This is a genomic window from Acidimicrobiales bacterium (assembly GCA_036491125.1).
GTDB lineage: Bacteria > Actinomycetota > Acidimicrobiia > Acidimicrobiales > AC-9 > AC-9.
This window is the reverse complement of sequence record DASXCO010000243.1, coordinates 1-19,407: the sequence shown is the minus strand read 5'-3', so window position 1 is coordinate 19,407 and position 19,407 is coordinate 1. Positions and strand designations below refer to the sequence as shown.

The following is a 19,407-nucleotide window of genomic DNA, read 5'->3' as shown; positions in this document are numbered from 1 at the left end:
CAGGCGCTCGATCGCCAGGTTAGTCGGGGTCAGCCGCGGCGTACCCTGCCTCGAAGGGCGGCGAGGGCCAGGCTCATGCTGAGCACGCCGACGGCGGCGACGGCGACCACGGCCTGGCCCAGCGCGCTGCCGTCCCACCCGACCGAGGTCAGCGAGCGCATCCCAGCGAGCAGGTAGGTGACCGGGTTGTACGTCGCGATGGTGGACAGCCAACCGGACAACGCCTGTCTGGGAACGAACGTGGTCGTCAGGAAGGCGAGCGGGAAGAACAACACGAAACTGGAGTTCACCGCAGCCGGGTTGCCCGTCTTGAGGGCGATGGCGTAGGGGAAGCCGGTGAAGACCAGGCCCCACAGAGCCGCGATGAGCACGAAGGCGATCACGCCTGCGACGCCTGTCACGAAGTTGACCCCGACGGCGAAGCCGACGATCAGGACGGGGATGGTGAGCGCGACCACGAGCGTGAAGTCCGCGACCATCAGGCCGAGCAGCAGGGCCAGGCGACGGACCGGCGTCATGCACAGGCGGTCGAAGTAGCCGCCCTGGATGTCGGTCACCAGCGACGAAGCCCGCGAGATGCCGGTGACAGCGAAGACGATGGCGACCGGCAACAAGAAAGCCTTGAGGTCGATACCCGCGGCTTGGCGGGTCACCTTCTGGAGCGACCCCAGGTTCACGGTGAAGAAGAACACGGGGACGATGAGGGCCGGGATCAGGGACTCCGGATCCCGGGGTATCTGGCGCAGCGCCCGGCCCGCCACCACGATCAGGTCCCACAAGAAGCCCACCTCGCGGCCTTGTATGTCGTCGCCGGGGTCGGCGGTGGAACTCGGCGCCGGACTGATGGTTGTCACTGGCCCTCCTCTGGCTCCAGGTGCTCGATGTGGCCCCCGGTCAGCTCCAGGAACACGTCATCGAGGGTGGGCGTGCGCAGGGTGAGGCTGTGGACGTGGAGCCGGCTGTGGCTGAGGGCCACGGCGACGGGACTGATGGCCGCCGCGCCGTCGGGAGCCCGCACCGTCACCTCACCATCGCGGACTGACACGTGGTGGACTCCCGGCACCCCATCGAGCGACTTCGCGACCTCTTCGTCGGTGCCGTCGACCCGAGCGACGATGAGATCGTCCCCGATGGAGCGCTTGAGCTCGTCCGGCGTGCCTTCAGCCACCATCTGGCCGTCGGAGATGATGCCGACGCGGTCGGCGAGCTCGTCGGCCTCCTCGAGGTACTGGGTCGTCAGGAAGATGGTGGTGCCCCGCTCGACGTTGAGCTTTCGGATCTCGCGCCAGACCGCGACGCGACTGGCCGGGTCGAGGCCGGTGGTTGGCTCGTCCAGAAAGATGATCTCGGGGTTGTGCACCAGGGCGGCGGCCACATCCAGCCGGCGCTTCATGCCTCCCGAGTACGTCCCGACCCGACGGTCGATGGCCGACCCGATGTCGACCATGCGCAGCACGTCGTCGAGACGACGGTCGATCTCCGATGCGTGCAGCCCATAGAGGCGACCCTGGAGTCGGAGGAGCTCCCGGCCCGTCTGACGATCGTCGAGGGCGGCCTCCTGCAAGGCGACGCCGATCCGAAGCCGCACCGCCTGGGGCTCCGCGGCCACGTCGTAGCCCGCCACGCGCGCCCTTCCCGCGGTCGGGAGGAGCAGGGTGCACAGCATCCGCACCAGCGTGGACTTCCCGGCACCGTTCGGCCCCAGGAAGCCGTAGATCTGGCCCCGAGGCACCGAGAGATCGACCCCGGCGACCGCCTGGACCTCCCCGAAGGAGCGCTCGATCTTCTCGGCCAGGACGGCCGGCTCAGCCATCGGGTGACGTCAGCTCCCCACCGACCTCACGTCTCCAGCCCGTCGAGACGGGCCAGGATGCGCAGCATCACCTCGTCGGCTCCCCCGCCGATGGACAGCAGGCGGGAATCACGGAAGTAACGCGACGTCCACGTCTCCTCCATGTAGCCGACTCCACCGTGGTACTGGATGCACGTGTCGGCGACCCTGCGGATGAGCCGACCCGTCGCCAGCTTGGCGATGGTGGCGTAGCGGGTCGTGTCCTCCCCCCGCAGGTACGCCTCGGCGCAGGCGTAGTTGTAGTGGCGGGCCATGTCCAGCTCGGCGGCCAGCTCGGCCAGTGTGAACTGCACGTGCTGGTTGGCCAGCAGCGGCTGGTCGAAGACGACCCGGTGCCTCAGGTAGTCGGCGGTGCGCTCGAGGGCCCGCTCGGCGCCCCCGACAGCCTGGTATGCAGCGATCATGCGCTCATTCTGGAACTGGGCCATCTGCTGCTGGAAGCCCTGCCCGACCTCTCCGATCGTGTTGGCGACGGGCACCCGCAGGTCCTCGAACGACAGCTCGGCCGTGTCCGACGACCAGTTTCCGAGCTTCTCGAGCTTGCGGCTGACGGTGAACCCGGGAAGGTTGGTCGGGACCACGATCTGGGACATGCCCCGGTACCCACCCTCTCCCGAGGTCCTCGCCAGCAGGCACACCCAGTCGGCCTGGGCGCCGTTGGTGATGTAGAGCTTGTTCCCGTTGATCACCCACTCATCGCCGTCGCGCTCGGCCCGGGTGCGCAGGGCGGCAACGTCGGAGCCGGCGTCCGACTCGGTGACGGCGATCGACGTCACCATCTCTCCCTTGATGGCCGGGGCGAGGTAGCGCCGCTTCAGCTCATCGGTCCCGAAGCGGTGCAACGACGGCGTGGCCATGTTGGTCTGCACGCTGATCGCCATCGGCACCCCGCCGCAGCCGATGCGCCCCAGCTCCTCGCCGGCGACGACCGTGTAGGAGTGATCGGCCCCCTGCCCGCCATAGCTCGGGTCGTACTCCAGCCCGAGCAATCCGAGCGCACCCAGCTTCGGAAACAGCTCGTGGGCGGGAAATGCCCCCTCCCGCTCCCACCCGTCGACGTGGGGTTCGATCTCCCGCTCCACGAAGTCCCTCACCGTCTTGCGGAACAGCTGGTGCTCAGCGGAGAAGTTCATGGCGACAGCTAGCGTGCCATGCTCGGCTCATGACCGACATCTCGATTACGCCGACGGGGTCGGGGCGCTTCTCGGTGCGGCTCGACCAGGGCCGGACCTCGACCACGCACCAGGTGACGGTGCCGGCGTCCATCGCCGACGATCCCGAGCTGGGCGCGGTGGACCCGGAGGTGATCGTGCGGCAGTCGATGGAGTTCCTGCTCGAGCGGGAGCCGCCCACCTCCATCCTCTCGGAGTTCTCCCTCGACGTCATCCCCCGCTATTTCGGCGAGTATGACGCCGAGCTGCGCCGGCGGCTCTCCCTCAGCGGGTGAAGACGGCGATGAAGTCCCGGGAGCTCGGCTCGAGCCAGTGGGTCGGGCCGTAGTTCATGCCCCCGAGGAGCGGGGTCCCCTGCACCTGGTCGGGCGGGGCGAGAGGGGCGGGAGCGTAGGTCGAGAGGCTGACCCACTGTGGGTTGATGTCGAGCTCCATGGCCCGAACGCAGCCCGCGGCCACGAGGACGTTCGCCAGCCCGGCGGGATCGAGCGCCGGCCCGGCCGCGTAGATCAGGTTGCCGTTCGCATCGACGCCGACCGCTGACCGCCACACGTTGCTGCCGCCTCCGAGCGTGGCTCCCCAGCTGGAACCGAGGTTGGCGGGCGCGCCGCCGTCCACCAGAAGATGCAGGTTCTGCCTGACGGAGACCACGTCGGGCGCGAGGGTCGCATCCCGGCCCCATTGCCCCACCGTCGCCGAGCCGTCGGCGTGGATCACCAGCGAGGCGTAGCCGTCCTGGAGCGGCAGGGCCGCTCGGCCCGCCGTGTACCACCCTCCCGACCCGGTCCCGAAGCGGAACCCGGAGTTGAAGGCCGCCACCAGCTGCGGGCGGACGCTCGGGTCGATCGCCCCTTGAGCGGGCCAGGCGCCGGAGGGCTCATCGGTGCCGGCGTAGAGCACGGTCTTGGTCAGCTGGGTGTTGATGAAGGCCAGCCCCGTCGGCGCCGAGCCGCCACCCGGGCGGAGCGTGGTGGTGTACACGACCGGGGCGGTCCCTGCCGGGCGGCCGCCGGGCGCCCATACGGCGAGGCGACCGGCCGGCATCCAATGCCCCTCGCCGGGAAGGGGCGGACTGACGAGGGGACGGGCGTCGGCCGGCGGTGGAGGCGGCGGAGGGGGCGGCGGCAGCGTCGTCGTCTCCCGGCCGGACGGCGAACGTGCCACCGTGCCCGGCTGCGCGCTCGCGGTACGTGACGACCGCTCTGGACCCGATGTGCCGGAGCTGGCCAGGACGGCCGTCACCGCCCCCACGGCGACGACCACGACTACCACCGGCACGAACCAGAGGCGCCGCAGCCGCCGGCGTGGCGGAGGGGAAGGATGCTCGCGTTCGGAGCCGATGAGCACCATATGGGGGAAGTATTGTCACACTCCCCGCCCCCGTGTAGGGGACACAGGGGTTACGCCGCTGCCTGCACTTCCGCGGCGGCGGGCTCCAGGGCCACGGCGAGCACGTCGGCGACGTTGTCCGCCAGGTGGAACGACAGCTGGTCCCGCACGGCTTGGGGCACGTCGTCCAGATCCCCGCCGTTCCGGGCGGGAAGGACGACCTCGGTCAGACCGGCTCGGTGGGCAGCGAGCACCTTCTGCTTCACGCCTCCGATCGGCAGCACCTTGCCCTGCAGGGTGACCTCTCCGGTCATTCCCACAGTCGACCGGACCGAACGCCCGGTCAGCAGGCTCGTCAACGCGGTCGTCATGGTCACGCCCGCCGACGGACCGTCCTTGGGAACGGCACCGGCCGGCACGTGCACATGGAAGCGACGCTTGGTGGCGTCAGGTGACACACCGAGGGCATCGGCGTGCGACCGCACGTACGACAGGGCGATCTCGACCGACTCCTTCATGACGTCGCCGAGCTGGCCGGTCAGGACCAGCCCCTCGCCCTCCATCGAGGAGGCCTCGATGAACAGCACGTCTCCACCCGCGCCGGTGACGGCGAGCCCGGTGGCCACGCCAGGCACCGAGGTGCGCTCCGCGGCCTCGGCAAAGAAGCGCGGCCGGCCGAGGTAGGTGGCGACGTCGCCACCGTCGACGACCACTGGGGTCGAGCGGGAGTCGGAGGCGATTGCGGTGGCGACCTTTCGCAGGAGCTTGCCCAGCTCCCGCTCCAGGCTGCGGACCCCCGCTTCCCGGGTGTAGTCGGAGACGACGGCACGCAGGGCGTCCTCGGTCACGGTGACGTCGTCGGGCACCAGCCCGTTTCGCCGAAGCTGGCGGGCCAGCAGATGATCCCGACCGATGGAGACCTTCTCGTCCTCGGTGTAGCCGTCCAGCCGGACCAGCTCCATGCGGTCCAGCAGGGGACCCGGGATCGTCTCGGAGACGTTCGCCGTGGCCAGGAAGACCACGTCGGACAGGTCCAGGTCGACCTCCAGGTAGTGGTCCCGGAAGGTGTGGTTCTGGGCCGGATCCAGGACCTCGAGCAGGGCCGAGGAAGGATCGCCGCGCCAGTCGGCGCCGATCTTGTCGACCTCGTCCAACAGAAGCACCGGGTTCATGGTCCCGGCCTCCCGGATGGCCCGCACGATGCGCCCGGCGGCGGCGCCGACGTAGGTGCGGCGGTGGCCGCGGATCTCGGCCTCGTCGTGCACCCCACCGAGGGCGACGCGGACGAACTTCCGTCCCATGGACCTGGCCACCGACTCGCCCAGGGAGGTCTTCCCCACGCCCGGCGGACCGACCAGGGCCACGATGGCCCCGGCCCCGCGCCGGTCGTCCTCGCTCAGGCCGCGGTCGGCCCGCAGCTTGCGCACGGCGAGGTACTCGATGATGCGGTCCTTCACGTCGGACAGACCTGTGTGGTCGGCGTCGAGGACCTCTCTGGCCTCCTCGACGTCCAGGCGGTCCTCGGAGCGCACCCCCCAGGGCACGTCCAGGACAGTGTCCAGCCACGTGCGGATCCAGCCACCCTCGGGGTTCTGCTCGCTGGTCCGCTCGAGGCGCTCGATCTCCTTCTCGATGGCGGTCCGCACGTCGGCGGGCAGGTTGGCCGCTTCGACCTTGGCCCGGTACTCGGCCACCGGCCCCTCGGCGTCGCCAAGCTCGCCCAGCTCCTTGCGGATGGCGGCCAGCTGCTGACGGAGCAGGAACTCGCGCTGGGTCCGCTCCATCCCCTCGGCCACGTCGGTCCGGATCTGGTCGGCCACCTCGTGCTCGGCCAGGGCATCGCGCGCCCAGCCCAGCACCTTGCGCACGCGCTCCTCGACGTCCAGGGTCTCGAGGACCTCGACGGCGCGGGCCACGGGAAAATCGGTCCAGCCGCCGATGATGGCGTCAGCCAGGGCTCCGGGCTCCGTGGCGCTGGCGAGCGCCTCGGGCAGCCGCCGCGAGCGACGGCGCTCGGCCAGGGCGCTCACGACGCCCCGCAGCTCGCGCGCCAGCTCGGCCAGACCGCCGGTGGCGACGGTGGGGTCCTCGATGCGCTCGGCCTGGACCCACAGCCCGGGGCTGGTGCCGGCCACGCCGGTGCCGACGACGGCACGGGAGAGGCCTCGCAACAGGACGGCCTGCTGCCCGTTGGGCAGCTGACCCACTTCGTCCACCCGGGACACGGTCCCGACCTTGGCGTAACGGCCGTCGATCCGGGGCACGAGCAGCAGGAGCCCATCGGCGGTCGACGCAGCCTGGATCGCCTGCTTGGCCTCGTCCGTGTCGGGGGCGAGAGTCACCACCATCTGGGGCAGCACGACGCCCACCTCGATGGGCAGTAGCGGCAAGCTCACGGTGTTTGGTTCGGTGGTCGGCATGTTGGACTCCTATGAACTCCTTGGTTCGAAGTCTTACAACATTACAGGTCTGCACATTTCTTCCCGCCAGAACCCGACCAAATCGGGCATCGGACCGCGCAGGCCCCTATCCCCTGGTGAAACGCCGGGGACGATCGTTTTCTGCCGTTCTCGCGGCGTTCAGGCGCGCTTCGGCGGCGAAGCCGCAGAGAGGTATCGTCTCGGGCCGTGCCGCGCCGGACTGCTGCTTCCCTGGTGTGCGCGGTGACGGTGGCCGCCGTCCTGCTCACCAGCTGTTCCTCGGGATCCTCGGGGGCCCCGACGGCCAGCGCCTTTCTGTCGGACTGGTCGGCGGGCAACCTCCAGGCGGCCGCGGGTCGCACTGGTGCGCCGGACCGGGCCGTCGCCGACCTCCAGCAGGTGACGAACGACCTCCAGATCACCCACGCCCAGCTGCGCCTGGGCAGCGTGAGCGGATCGGGCGCCAACTTCTCGGCGGCCCTGACCCTGACCGGCCTCGGAGTGTGGAGGTACCAGGGTCGGCTTGCCCTCCGGCAGGCCGCCGGCGGCCACTGGGTCGTCGCCTGGGCGCCCTCGAACATCTACCCCGGGCTCGGAGCAGGGCAGCGACTCGGACGGACGAGGACACTCCCCTCCAGGGCCCCGCTCCTCGACCGGACCGGCGCTCCGCTGGTGCTGCCGACCCCCGTCGTCACCGTCGGCGTGGTGCCGGGGAAGCTCACCAACCCCGCCGCCGCCATCGCCGCTCTCCAGGCCACGACGGGGACGGACCCGGCCCGCGTCCAGCAGCTCCTTGCCGCGGCCAAGCCCGACCAGTTCATCCCCGTCATCACCCTGCGCCAGGCCGACTACGCCCGGGCCAAGCCCGTCCTCTTCCCGATCCCCGGCCTGTCCTTCCAGCAGAAGACCGAGAACCTGCCGCCCACGCCAACCTTCGGCCGGGCCGTGCTGGGCCAGATCGGGCAGGCCACGGCCGACGCCCTCAAGCAGGCCGGACCCGGCTTCGAGGCCGCCGACGACGTCGGTCTCTCCGGCCTCGAGCTGGCCTACCAGCACCAACTGGCGGGGACGCCGTCCGGCTCAGTGGTGGTGCTCGACGCCCAGGGCCAGGCGGTCAGGACCGCGTTCTCGGTCACCGGACAGGCGGGTCAGGCCGTCCGCACCACCTTGGACCAGCGCTTCCAGACCGCCGCCGAGGCCGCCCTGGCCAGCACGGCGAACCCGGCCGCCCTCGTCGCCGTCCAGCCTTCGACGGGCCAGCTCCTCGCGGTCGCCAACACGCCCGCCGACTCTTCCTTCGATCGCGCCCTCAGCGGGCAGTACCCACCAGGCTCGTCGTTCAAGATCGTCACCACCACCGCCCTCATCCCCACGGGAGTAACACCGGACACCCCCGCCGCCTGCCCGCCCAGCGTCAACGTCGGGGGCAAGACCTTCACCAACTTCGAGGGAGAGACCTCGGGAACCGTTCCCTTCTCGGTCGACTTCGCTCAATCGTGCAACACCGCGTTCATCGGGTTGGCGTCGCGCCTCAACGCCGATCAGCTCCAGAGCGCGGGGCGCTCCCTCGGCATCGGCACGGGCTGGAAACTCCCGGTCCCCGCCTTCACCGGGCAGATCCCGACGACCACCGATCCGACCGAGCTGGCCGCCGATGCCATCGGCCAGGGTCGCGTCCTCGCCAGCCCGGTGGCCATGGCGGCGGCGGCGGGCGCCATCGACGCCGGCACCTGGCGGCCGCCCGTCCTCGTCACCGACCCGAGCACTCCCTCGCCGCCACCCGGCCAGGCCGTGCCGCCCCTGCCAGCGGGCGCGGCAGGAACGCTCGCCCAGCTCATGCGAGGAGTGGTCACGGGAGGGACCGGGACAGCGGCCAACGTGCCTGGCCCGCCTGTCTTCGGCAAGACGGGCACGGCGGAGTTCGGCTCGGGTCAGCCCCCCCAAACCCACGCCTGGTTCATCGGCTACCGCGGCGACGTCGCCTTCGCCGTGCTCGTGGAGGGCGGTGGCGTCGGAGGCGCGGTGGCCGCGCCCATTGCCGCCCGCTTCCTGCAGGCGACCGGCTGAGCGGCAGGGCCCCGGGTCGGGCCCCCACTCCGCCCCCCTGCCGTCGGCCGGCGCAGCGGTACGCTGCCCCGTGGACCTGAACGGGCGCGCTGCGCTCGTCACGGGCGGCTCGAGTGGGATCGGCGCTGCAGTGGTGCAGCGGCTGCAGCACGCCGGCAGCCGGGTGGCCGTGCTCGACCTCCAGGCCGATGCCGGCGACGGCGACCTGGCGTTGGCGTGTGACGTGGCCGAGGAGGACCAGGTCGTCGACGCCGTGGCCCACGCAGACCGAGCGCTCGGCGGCCTGCACGTCGCCGTGCTGGCGGCGGGTGTGGGCGGCATGTCCGCCGTCGCCGACATGTCGAGCTCCGAATGGGACCGGGTGCAGCGCGTCAACCTCCGGGGCACGTTCTTGTGTCTGCGGGAAGCCGCCCGCGCCATGCGTCGGACCGAGCGGGGCGGGGCCGTCGTGGCCATCACATCGGTGTCGGGCTTCCTGGCCGACCGCCTCATGGCGCACTACTGCGTGTCGAAGGCCGGCGTGGCGGCCCTCGTGCGGGTGGCCGCGAGGGAGCTGGGCCCCGCCCGGATACGGGTCAACGCGGTGGCCCCAGGCACGACGGACACGCCGATGTTCGACGCCGCCCGCCGCCTGCCGGGCTACGAGGAGCAGGTGGTCGGACGCACTCCCTTGGGCGGGCTGGGATCGCCCCAAGCGGTGGCCGAGGCGGTGACCGCCCTCGTCGGGCTGGACTGGGTCACCGGCCAGGTCGTGGCCGCTGACGGGGGCGTCTCGCTCTGGAGCCCGATCGACCCGGCCGAACGCCTGCCCAGGTAGCAGGCGCCCCTCCCGGCTGCGTCGACTACCGGTTCAACAGGACGACCGATGCGTTGGCGCCCCGGCCGACGGTGTGGGCCAGCCCCGTCCTCGCCCCTTGCACCTGGCGAGGCCCGGCGTCGCCGCGCAGCTGAAGTGTGAGCTCGACGACCTGGCCCAGCGCCGACGCGCCCAGCGGCTCGCCCTTCGACAGGAGGCCCCCACTCGGGTTCACCGGCAGCCGCCCGTCCATCTCCGTCGCCCCGTCCTCGACCGTCTTGCCGGCGTCACCCCGGGGGCAGAGCCCGAGCTCCTCGTAGGAGAGGAGCTCCCGAGCCGCGTCGGTGTCCTGGCACTCCACGACGTCCAGATCCGACGGACCCAGCCCTGCTGTCTCGTACGCGGCTCGAGCAGCCAGGGTCGTCGGGGGCGGGATGCTGTCGTCGACCCGCCCTGACATCGGCGTCGCCTCGCTCAACACGTTGCCCGGGAGGTGCGATCGCAGAACGGCCGCGACCACCTTGACGGGCCGGCCGGAGCGGCCGGCCGACCGCCGCAGCACGACCGCGGCCGCGCCCTCGTTGGGAGAGCACAGCATCCACAGTCGCAGCGGCTCACACACGACCCGCGAGGCAAGCACCTCCTCGGCGCTCACTGCTCGACGGAACATGGCAGCCGGGTTCTCGACCCCGTGGCGGCGGTTCTTCACCACGACCTGGGCGAGATGGTCCAGCGTCACGCCGGACTCGTGCATCAGGCGCTGGGCCCGCAGGGCGAAATAGGCGGGCGTCGCCGCCAGACCCGCCTCCTCGCGCCAGGGCTCGAAGAACGACGATCGGATGATGCCCCGTGGCATCTTCTCGATGCCGTACACCAGGGCGGTGTCGTGCTGGCCGGCGCGGATCGCGTCAGCCGCGAGGATCAGTGCTGCGGCGCCGCTGGCGCAGCCGGCCTCCACGTCGAAGATCGGCATGCCCGTCATACCGAGTGCATCGAGCACCTTGTGACCGGCGGCCACCCCTCCGTACGCGGTCCCGCAGAAGGCGGCCTGGAACCCGCCCCGGCCCACGCCCGCCTCGGCCATGCTCGCCCGCACGGCGGCCACGCCCATCTCTGTCACCGACTTGGCGTCGAACCGCCCGAAGGGATGGATCCCGACACCTGCGATCTCGACGTCGGCCGCGCTCACCGCTCGTCGGGCCCGAACGCGTAGGTGACCACGGGCCGATCGTCCTCACCGCGGTGGAGGGGGACGATCTCGAGTCGCATGACCTGGCCCCGGCGCAGGCGCGCCGGGTCGGCCTCGGTGATCCGGGTGATGACCCGGATCCGCTCAGGGAGCTCCACCACGCCGAAGCCGAACGGGACCTCGCCGCCATAGCCGGGCGGCGGGGCCGTCACAGCCGTCCAGGACCACAGCGTGCCCGTCGGCGACAGCGGAGCCTCCGTGACGTCCTCCGCCGAGCAGTAGGGGCAGGAAGCGGTCGACGGAAAGTGGCGCTCACCGCAGGTACCGCACCATCCTCCGAGCAGGCGGGCAGAGCCATCCGTCGCCATCGTGAACAGGCCGTCCCGCACCGGGATCGCGGTGCGGGACTCGTCGCTGACCTCAGCCGGATCGCTCGTCGTGTCCTCCGAACTCCTTGCGCATGGCCGACAGTATCCGGTCGGCGAAGTCGCCCTCGCCCCTCGAGCTGAAGCGTTCGTACAACGCGGTGGTGAGGACGTGAGCGGGGACGCCCTCGTCGATCGCAGCCATGGACGTCCAGCGCCCTTCTCCCGAGTCGGACACCCGACCGGTGAAGCTCGACAAGGCCGGGTCGGCACGCAGGGCGGAGGCGGTCAGATCCAGGAGCCACGACGCCACCACGCTCCCCCGGCGCCACACCTCGGCCACTTCGGTGGTGTCGATGTCGTAGCGGTAGTACTGAGGATCCCGCAGAGGCGTGGTCTCGGCGTCCGAGACCTCCTTGTCGTCGCCGATGTTGGCGCGACGAAGGACGGCGAGGCCCTCGGCGTAGGCGGCCATGATCCCGTACTCGATGCCGTTGTGGACCATCTTGACAAAGTGGCCGGCGCCGTTCGGCCCGCAGTGGAGGTAGCCGTTCTCAGAGGTGGAGTGCTTCCCCGTGCGCCCGGGTGTCCGCTCGATCGAGCCCGCCCCCGGAGCGATGGTGGCGAAGATCGGATCGAGGTGGCGGACCACCTCGGCCTCGCCGCCGATCATGAGGCAGAAACCGCGCTCCAGCCCGAACACGCCGCCGCTCGTGCCTACGTCCACGTAGTGGATGCCTTTGGCCCCGAGGGTCTTGGCCCGGTCGATGTCGTCGCGATAGTAGGAGTTGCCGCCGTCGATGATGATGTCCCCCGGGTCCATCTTCTCGGCCAGATCCGACACCATCTTGCCCGTGCCGGCAGCGGGCACCATGACCCACGCCGCTCGGGGGGGTGCCATCTTGGCGACCAGATCGTCGAGGGAGGAGCTTCCCGTTGCGCCCGCTTCGTCGAGATCCTTCACCTTCGGCGGATTGCGGTCATAGACCACGCACTCCTGGCCGCCCCGCATGAGCCTGCGCACGAGGTTGGCCCCCATGCGGCCGAGGCCGATCATTCCGAGCTGCATACGCCGATCCCTCCCTCTCCGTTGGCCCGCCGAATGTTCGAGCGGGTCCCGCTCGCCACCTCAGAGGCTAGTGCCGGTCCCAGAGCTTGATCCCTCCGAGAATGCCCGCCGAGTTGTCGACGATGGTGACCTTGGGGCCCAGGTCACCGGTGATGCGCTTCGAGTTCCCGCCTCCGATGTAGACGTGGTCGTAGAAGAACAAGGCATCGAGGGTCTCGACGGCCCTCTCGACCCGCTTGTTCCACTTCTTGTCGCCGATACGCTTCCGGGCGTCGTTGCCGAGGTACTCGTCGTAGGCCTCTTTCTTGTGCAGCGGGTGATGGGCGAGCTCCATATGTGGCGTCAGCCGGCCGTGGAAGAACAGCCCGGTGCCGACGCCGGTGCCCAGGGTCACCACCAGCTCGAGCCCCTTCCCCTTCACCACCGCGGCGCCCTGGAGGTCGGCGTCGTTGACCACCTTGGTGGGCTTGCCGAGCGCGGCCTCCAGCGCCGCAGCGAGATCGAACCCGCTCCACGCCTCGACCAGATCGGGCACCGTCTCGGACTCCGGACCCGACACGGTGATGAAGTGTGGGGCCGACAGCACACGGCCGTCGCGGACCATGCCCGGGAAGCCCGCGGACACCCTGTCGTAGCCCGGCAGCGGCTCGACAAGGCGCCGTAGCGTCTCGACGAGCTTGGTGGGCGGGCAGGGATAGGAGGTCGCCACCCGGACCCGGTCCACCTCCATCCCCCCGGACTGATCGAGGACGGAGGCCTTGAGGCCGGTGCCGCCCACGTCGATTGCCAAGGTCGCCAGCTTCTTGGCCGCGGTCGTCCGGGCCGGCGCCTTCTTCTTGGCGGTCGTCGCCCGGGCGGGCTGCTTCCGGGCGGTGCGCTTGGAGCTGCGGTCGGCCGCCATGCAGAGGGCCTCCTGACCTGACGAAGGCGGGCGGAGCCATTGTGTCTCGTGTCCACCGGTCCATGTCGGAAGATGTCGATCCTGTCGACTCATGGCGGGCAGCGGGGTTGGCGCCCCCCGACCTATATCGAGCAGCAGAGGGGAGACGGGGATTGGGCCCGCCCGGGGCGGCGTAGCCGCCAGGAGCACGACGGGTCAGCCGTCGTTGGCCGTGATCGCGGCGGTGATGGCGTCGGCGAAGCGTTGCGTGCCCGTCGGGGCGGCGAGGTGCAGCCCGTCAGGCAAGCGCAGCGGGACCTGTCCGCCGTCCGGGCCCACGGTCGACGCCTGGTACCGGCCCTGGGCGTCGACGAACGGCTTGACCTCGTCGACGAAGAGCGGCCGGTGGGCGGGTGAGCGCGGCGCCTGGAGGGCCATGTAGATCATGTCCAGGGCGGTGAGCTTCTGCTCCATCGCCTGCTTCGCCATCGGCGGTCCCAACACCCAGTACACCTGGGCGTGGTCCGAGCTGAGGATGTCGGTCGCCTGCTGCGCCGCCACCGCCCAGGCGGCGTAGAACTGTGGGGTCATGTCGGCGATACCGGGCCGCGTCCCGAACGTGCCGTAGTTGCCGACGAACTCGACCACCACGATGTCGGGATGGTATTGCGAGACCAGCCGGCGCATCAGCGCCAACCAGTCGAACCTCGTATCCAGCAGGCCCGTCCCGAAGTAGGCCGCCACCTGGACCTGGAAGCCCTGGCGCTGAAGTTCGCCGGTCGCAGCGGGCCCCGCCGACTGCATGATCGAGTCGCCGATCAGCAGCACCTTGCGGTGGGAGGTCAGCACGATCACCACCGCGCCCAGCCCGAGCACGATCACCACCACCGCGGCCAGCGCCGCGAGCGTGACTCGCCTGCGCCGCGACGGGCGGGCGGAGCCGACATGCCGATCCACCGTCGCCCCTTACCCGAGTCCCGTGGCGACCAGTCGGTCGATGGCTGCTGTCCCCGCTTCCCCTTAGGGCTGGCTGTCCGGGCCCGGGGTCGATGACATGCGCCGAAGGCGCTCGGGTCGGACGTAGCCCTCGGCCACGTACCAGTCGGCGGACCGGCGGATGGCCTCCGCGGCTGCAGCGCTGGTATAGCCCAGCTCCCGGCGGGACCGCGAGTCGTCGAAGACCATCCGGGTGGTGGACATGCGCGCCGCTTCCATCGGGATCGCCGGCGACCGATGGAGCAGCCGACCCTGGACCAGCTCGCTGGCGCGCCCGGCGCCGAGGGCAGCCAGGGCGGGAACCCTCCCCCGAGGCCGGGGCAGGCCGGTGTGGTCGGCCAGCACGCCCAGGATGTCGACCAGCTCCATGTTCTCGCCGCCGAGGATGTAGCTGCGTCCCGACCGGCCCCGCTCCGCCGCCAGGAGGTGGCCCGCGGCGAGATCGTCGACGTCGACAACGTTGAGCGCCGTGTGCACGTAGGCGGGAATGCGGCCGTTCAGGAAGTCCACGATCAGCTGGCCCGTTGGGGTCGGCGCCCGATCGCCCTCGCCGAGGGGGAAGGTCGGATGGGTGATGACGACAGGTAGGCCGGCAGCAGCATGGCGCAGGGTCTCGTGCTCGGCGACGTACTTCGACCGCTTGTAGCTGCCGAACAGGTGCTCGATGTCGGCCACGACATCCTCGTCGGCTGGCGCTCCGTCTGCTCGCAGCCCGATCGTGCCCACAGTGCTGGTGTAGACAACCCCGGACCCCGATGACGCCGCCGCTGCCAGCACGTTGCGCGTGCCGCCGACGTTGACTTCGTAGAAGAGCTCGGGCCGCCGCGCCCAGAACCGGTAGAGCGCCGCGGTGTGGAACACGACGCGGATGCCCGTGAGGGCCCGACGAACGGCATCGCCATCGCGCACGTCAGCCTCGACCACCTCGACGTCGAGCTTCTCGAGGTTGGCCTGGTCGACGGCAGGCTCGACCATCGCCCGCACCGCACAGCCACGCCCCGCGAGCGCCCTGACGATGGCCGACCCGATGAAGCCGGTGGCACCGGTGACACAGACCGGGTCGGAGTCGCCGAGCGGGCTCGTCATGGGGCCGGATGCTCAGACCGTCTCGCGCTTGAGCGCGCTCTTGGCGACCGTCCGTCCGAAATCCCACACCAGTCCGCGATAGCGATGCGCGTCGGCCACTACGTCCTGGAACGCGTCGACGAAGTGGTCGACCTCCTCCTGCCCCGCCACCAGCGGAGGAAGGATCTTGAGGATGTTCATGTTGTCCCCGGCCACCTGGGTGAGGATGCGGTGGCGGTGGAGCATCGGCACGACGATCATCTGCGTGAACAGGCCGGGCCTCAGCCGCTCCATCATCCGCCAGTTCGATCGCAGCCCGAGTGACCGGGGTTCACCGAACTCGATGCCGATCATCAGGCCCTTGCCGCGCACGGCCCGCACCAACTCGAACTTCTCGACCATCGGCTCGAGCGCCGACATGAACGCCTCACCGGTCGCGTCGGCCCGCTCCACCAGGCGCTCGTCGTCGAGGACACGAAGCGTGGCCAGACCGGCCACCATGGCCAGCTCGTTCTCCCCGAACGTCGAGCTGTGCACGACGGCCCGCTCCATGTGATCGAAGACGCTGTCGAAGATGTCAGCTCGGCAGAGGAGCGCCCCCACGGGCATGTAGCCACCTGAGAGCGCCTTCGCCACGGTGATCATGTCCGGCTGCGCCTCCCAATGCTCCAGGGCCAGGAACCTGCCCGTGCGACCGAGGCCGGTCTGCACCTCGTCGATCACGAGCAGGGCTCCGTGGCGCGAGCACGCTTCCCGGGCCCGAGCGAGGTACCCGTCGGGCGCAAGATGCACTCCCTTTCCCTGTATCGGCTCGACGATGAAGGCGGCCACGTCACCCTTGGCGAGCTCGGCGTCCAGGGCGTCGGCATCCCCGAAGGGCACCTCGACACAGCCGGGCAGCAGGGGCCCGAACCCTTCACGAAACTCGCTCCCCCCGTTCACCGACAGGGCGCCGTTGGTCAGCCCGTGGAAGGCGTGGTCGCAGTAGATGATCCGCGTTCGACCCGTCGCCCGGCGGGCGAACTTGATGGCACCCTCCACCGCTTCGGCCCCGCTGCTGGTGAAGAAACAGCGGTCAACCTGAGCGGGGACCCGGTCGAGCAGCGCTTCGGCCAACAGACCCGACAGCAGCGAGCAGTCCATCTGCACCAGGTTGGCGAGGTCGGCGTCGAGGGCGTCGTGGAGCGCCTGCTTCAACACGGGATGCGACCTTCCCAGGGCGAAGACACCGAACCCGGCGAGGAGGTCGAGGTAGCGGGCGCCGTCCCGGTCGAAGAGATAACACCCCTCGCCCCGCTCGTAGAAGCGATCGAAGCCGATGGTGCGGAGCACCTTGACCATCTGCGGGTTGAGGTGCGCCGAGTGCAGGCGGAAGTCCTCTCCCCTTCGCTCAGCCACCGTGGCCCGCAGGTCGAACGTCATCCGCAACCCTCCACTTCGAGCAACATCGTCACCGGACCGTGGTTGACGAGCTCGACATCCATCATGGCGCCGAACGTGCCCGTCTCCACGTTCGCCCCCAGACCCACGAGGGCCTGGCCGAAGGCGGTCACCAGCGGTTCGGCCCGATCTGCGGGTGCGGCACCGGCCCAGGACGGTCGTCGTCCGCGAGACACGTCGCCGTACAGCGTGAACTGGCTGACCACTAGCACTGAACCGCCGATGTCGGCCAGTGACCGGTCCATCTGCCCGTCAGTTCCGAGGATACGCAGATACCAGACCTTCTCGGCCAGTCGGCGGGCCGTGGCTTCGTCATCGGAGTGGGTGACACCCACCAGCACACACAGTCCTGGACCGATCTCCCCCAAGACCTCGGTTCCCACGACGACCCGGGCCCGGCGGACCCGCTGCACCAGCGCTCGCATCCAGCAACCTCCTCGAGTGCGACCGAGAGCGCCGATGCCGGTCAGGCCGACCGAAACAGAACCCAGCGCAAACGCGGCGCCCACCCCACTGGTAGAGCCGCGGGAAGGCTAGGGACCGGCGCGATCGCCCGGCAACCCCATTCGGGCAGGCCGATGGCGTCAGACCAGGTCGAGGTGCCCCTCGGTCAGGAGGACCAACTGCCGCGCTTGTTCACCACGTAGGGGCCCACCGTCACCCGGACCCGAGCGGATGGGTCGTCGTCGACCAGCTGGGCGGCCAGCTTTTGCACCGCCGGGTGCGCCCGATCGACATACGCCGAGGCTTCCTCCCTCGTCAGGGCGTTCCCAGCCAGCCGATCCGTCTCGACCTCCACCTCGGCCTGCACCATGAGCGTCACGGTGGGAGGCTTCGGGACCACCGCGCCGCCGCCACTCAAGACCCGCACGTCGTGCTTCTCCCCTGTGGGGGCGGGCTCGGGCGCCGTGGCCTGGCGTTCGCCCAGGACCTTCACTGCCTGCTGTTGCTCCGCCATAAGCTCTCCTTCGGCTGTCGTCCGCGTCCACGGAAATGGGACCAGGCCTCGTCGGCGGTGTTCTCGTCGCCCGGATGGCGCCACCTCGCCGCCGTCGCCCTCACCGCCAGCTCCTGCCGAATGCTGCTGATGTGATCGGTGACGAGCTACCCGGCCCCCCGCCGAACCCACCTTAGACGCCAGCCCCACGGCTCCTCCTCCCGCCCCGCTCGTCAAGGCTAGGCCCGAAACCGTCGATATGCACAGCAACGGGCGAGAAATCCACAGGCAATCTCCGCGCCAGCGGACCATCCGACCCGTACCGCCTGGGAGGGAAGCCCCGATACCACCCCGCATACCCTTTCCCGCCCTCCGTCCAGGACCTATCGTGTGGCGTCTCATCCTCGCCTGGGAGGTCCCAGCGCACTGTGCGACATCACGAGGTCACGGAGCCGGCAGCGCGAGTCCTGCCCCGGTTTCAGGTCGGCACCTGGGTGGAGGAGTCCAAGGCGATCGTCTTCGTGTGGGGCGAGGTCGACTGCGCCACCGCGCCGCGGCTCGCTGCGACCTTGGCCGAGATGACCGAGCAGGGCCGGCTGAACCTCGTGGTCGATCTCAGCGGCGTCTATTTCATGGACTCGACCGGGCTGGCCGTGCTGGCCGTGGCCCACAAGAGGCTGCAGCAGGCCGGCGGCGGCCTCGTGCTGGCCGGGCCGACCACCGCGGTGCGGCGGTCCCTCGAGATCACGGGGCTCGACAAGATGATGCCGCTGACCGACACGCTCCCGAAGGTCTCGTCGGCCCTCCTGGAGTCGACCCGGGCCCGGGATCGTGTCCCGGAGCTCGACGAGGACGACATCTCGCAGGAGCAGCCCGACCCGACGCCGTAGCCGCGCTCGGTGGGGGGCGGTCCTTCCTCACGGTGACCGGGGCTCACCCTCAGGAGGGATCCGCGGTCGGGATGCCGGCGCCCAGCTCAGCGGTTGTTCCGCAATTTCGGGACGCGCTGTTTGAGCGCTCACACCCTTGGGTAGTCCAGCTGGCCGGGAACCAGTGCCCGCCAAGCTGGTTCCGCAGAGCGCCAGGATCCGCCGCCTGGTTCGCTCCACCAACGGCGCCCGTTAGGGCGCCGTTGGTGTTTTCAGGGGCCGGCGTGATCCGGTTCCGGGCCCCCGACCGCCTCTAGGACCCGATCGTGATCAGGTCCGCCATCACGAACACCTCTCCGGCTGGCGTCCCGAACACGACGACGGGACCGGCGAGGCCGAACGTCATCCGGTCGAGGACGACGCTGCCCAGCAGGATCTGGCGCCGTAGTGCCTGCACCCAATACGACCCCGAGGAGCCGCGGCAGGACAGCACCACCGTGGTCCCGTCGGCGAACCGCACCCGCAGTGTCTCGGCCCGGTGCCCGGCGCCGATCGAACAGACCTCGTGGACGGGTACGGCCGAGCTCCTCAGCCTGGCCGCCGCCTCCGAGGCCAACGCTCGCAGCTGCTCGAGCTCCTCGGTGTGCGCCTCCGCGAAGGCGGCTTCGAGCTCCAGGCGGTCCTCTGAAGTGAACAGCCTGTCGAAGTCGCTCTGCGGCTCGGCCCAGTCACCCGTCATGGCTCGCCCCTTCGCGGCGGCGCCCCGGTCCGCACGGGCGCCGCCTCGCCGGCGGACTCGGTGCGGGCGGACTCGGCGCCGGCGGACTCGGCGCGAGCGGCCACGGGCCGTGTCATCGGGAGCGTCACCGTCCGGCAGGCGGCGCCCCAACCTCCACTCGGTGAAGACTCCGGGCAACGAGAACCCGGCCAGCAGGCCGATCACGCCCACCAGCACCACCAC

General features: G+C 70.4%; 19 protein-coding genes. 4 read left to right on the top strand and 15 right to left on the bottom strand.

Annotation, left to right across the window (positions count from 1 at the left end):
• Positions 1 to 29: 29 nt before the first annotated feature.
• From VGF64_18675 to VGF64_18665, 3 genes are read right to left on the bottom strand one after another with little or no spacing between them, the layout of a single operon-like run.
• On the bottom strand, positions 30 to 854 hold the full coding sequence (locus VGF64_18675) for an ABC transporter permease (GenBank protein ID HEY1636785.1): 825 nt from the start codon (positions 852 to 854) through the stop codon (positions 30 to 32).
• Positions 851 to 1,813: an ATP-binding cassette domain-containing protein gene (locus VGF64_18670; GenBank protein ID HEY1636784.1), complete on the bottom strand. Its 963-nt coding sequence runs from the start codon at positions 1,811 to 1,813 to the stop codon at positions 851 to 853. The genes VGF64_18675 and VGF64_18670 overlap by 4 nt, the downstream gene beginning before the upstream one ends.
• Before the next feature lie 26 nt (positions 1,814 to 1,839).
• On the bottom strand, positions 1,840 to 2,985 hold the full coding sequence (locus VGF64_18665; GenBank protein ID HEY1636783.1) for an acyl-CoA dehydrogenase family protein: 1,146 nt from the start codon (positions 2,983 to 2,985) through the stop codon (positions 1,840 to 1,842).
• 29 nt (positions 2,986 to 3,014) lie between these two features.
• Here VGF64_18665 and VGF64_18660 point away from each other — a divergent pair, with 29 nt between their 5' ends.
• Positions 3,015 to 3,299 carry a hypothetical protein gene (locus tag VGF64_18660; GenBank protein ID HEY1636782.1) on the top strand — a complete coding sequence of 95 codons (285 nt, stop codon included), beginning with the start codon at positions 3,015 to 3,017 and terminating at the stop codon, positions 3,297 to 3,299.
• Here VGF64_18660 and VGF64_18655 read toward each other — a convergent pair.
• Positions 3,289 to 4,302 carry a hypothetical protein gene (locus VGF64_18655; GenBank protein ID HEY1636781.1) on the bottom strand — a complete coding sequence of 338 codons (1,014 nt, stop codon included), beginning with the start codon at positions 4,300 to 4,302 and terminating at the stop codon, positions 3,289 to 3,291. The two genes, VGF64_18660 and VGF64_18655, sit on opposite strands and share 11 nt — an antisense overlap.
• A 122-nt stretch (positions 4,303 to 4,424) precedes the next feature.
• Positions 4,425 to 6,773 (bottom strand): endopeptidase La, encoded by a 2,349-nt coding sequence (gene lon, locus VGF64_18650; GenBank protein ID HEY1636780.1) that lies wholly within the window; start codon positions 6,771 to 6,773, stop codon positions 4,425 to 4,427.
• 207 nt (positions 6,774 to 6,980) lie between these two features.
• Between lon and VGF64_18645 the strand changes: the two genes are divergently transcribed.
• Entirely contained in the window at positions 6,981 to 8,840 is a 1,860-nt protein-coding gene (locus tag VGF64_18645; protein HEY1636779.1) for a penicillin-binding transpeptidase domain-containing protein, read from the top strand.
• A gap of 70 nt (positions 8,841 to 8,910) precedes the next feature.
• Positions 8,911 to 9,657 carry an SDR family NAD(P)-dependent oxidoreductase gene (locus VGF64_18640; GenBank protein ID HEY1636778.1) on the top strand — a complete coding sequence of 249 codons (747 nt, stop codon included), beginning with the start codon at positions 8,911 to 8,913 and terminating at the stop codon, positions 9,655 to 9,657.
• Between the two features lie 25 nt (positions 9,658 to 9,682).
• Here the strand turns inward: VGF64_18640 and VGF64_18635 are convergent, their stop codons facing one another.
• The 9 genes from VGF64_18635 to VGF64_18595 form a co-directional block, all read right to left on the bottom strand.
• Positions 9,683 to 10,825: a thiolase family protein gene (locus VGF64_18635; GenBank protein HEY1636777.1), complete on the bottom strand. Its 1,143-nt coding sequence runs from the start codon at positions 10,823 to 10,825 to the stop codon at positions 9,683 to 9,685.
• A complete protein-coding gene (locus VGF64_18630) occupies positions 10,822 to 11,214 on the bottom strand; it encodes an OB-fold domain-containing protein (GenBank protein HEY1636776.1) in 393 nt (130 codons plus the stop codon). Before VGF64_18630 ends, VGF64_18635 begins: the two co-directional genes overlap by 4 nt.
• Positions 11,215 to 11,245: 31 nt before the next feature.
• Positions 11,246 to 12,259 (bottom strand): decarboxylating 6-phosphogluconate dehydrogenase, encoded by a 1,014-nt coding sequence (gene gnd, locus VGF64_18625; GenBank protein HEY1636775.1) that lies wholly within the window; start codon positions 12,257 to 12,259, stop codon positions 11,246 to 11,248.
• Positions 12,260 to 12,326: 67 nt separating this feature from the next.
• Entirely contained in the window at positions 12,327 to 13,160 is an 834-nt protein-coding gene (locus tag VGF64_18620) for an ROK family protein (GenBank protein ID HEY1636774.1), read from the bottom strand.
• Positions 13,161 to 13,355: 195 nt separating this feature from the next.
• Positions 13,356 to 14,096 (bottom strand): hypothetical protein, encoded by a 741-nt coding sequence (locus VGF64_18615; protein HEY1636773.1) that lies wholly within the window; start codon positions 14,094 to 14,096, stop codon positions 13,356 to 13,358.
• 63 nt (positions 14,097 to 14,159) lie between these two features.
• Positions 14,160 to 15,221, bottom strand: coding sequence for a hopanoid-associated sugar epimerase (hpnA, locus tag VGF64_18610; GenBank protein HEY1636772.1), 1,062 nt, complete (start codon positions 15,219 to 15,221; stop codon positions 14,160 to 14,162).
• Between the two features lie 12 nt (positions 15,222 to 15,233).
• The gene (locus tag VGF64_18605; protein HEY1636771.1) at positions 15,234 to 16,622 is read right to left on the bottom strand and encodes an aspartate aminotransferase family protein; all 1,389 of its coding nucleotides are present in this window, start codon (positions 16,620 to 16,622) and stop codon (positions 15,234 to 15,236) included.
• Positions 16,619 to 17,065 carry a D-aminoacyl-tRNA deacylase gene (dtd, locus tag VGF64_18600; GenBank protein HEY1636770.1) on the bottom strand — a complete coding sequence of 149 codons (447 nt, stop codon included), beginning with the start codon at positions 17,063 to 17,065 and terminating at the stop codon, positions 16,619 to 16,621. Before dtd ends, VGF64_18605 begins: the two co-directional genes overlap by 4 nt.
• Positions 17,066 to 17,250: 185 nt before the next feature.
• On the bottom strand, positions 17,251 to 17,598 hold the full coding sequence (locus VGF64_18595; protein ID HEY1636769.1) for a hypothetical protein: 348 nt from the start codon (positions 17,596 to 17,598) through the stop codon (positions 17,251 to 17,253).
• A gap of 407 nt (positions 17,599 to 18,005) precedes the next feature.
• Here VGF64_18595 and VGF64_18590 point away from each other — a divergent pair, with 407 nt between their 5' ends.
• Positions 18,006 to 18,467 (top strand): STAS domain-containing protein, encoded by a 462-nt coding sequence (locus tag VGF64_18590; protein ID HEY1636768.1) that lies wholly within the window; start codon positions 18,006 to 18,008, stop codon positions 18,465 to 18,467.
• A gap of 292 nt (positions 18,468 to 18,759) precedes the next feature.
• Here the strand turns inward: VGF64_18590 and VGF64_18585 are convergent.
• Positions 18,760 to 19,407: hypothetical protein (locus VGF64_18585; GenBank protein ID HEY1636767.1), on the bottom strand; the 648-nt coding region annotated here is incomplete at its 5' end.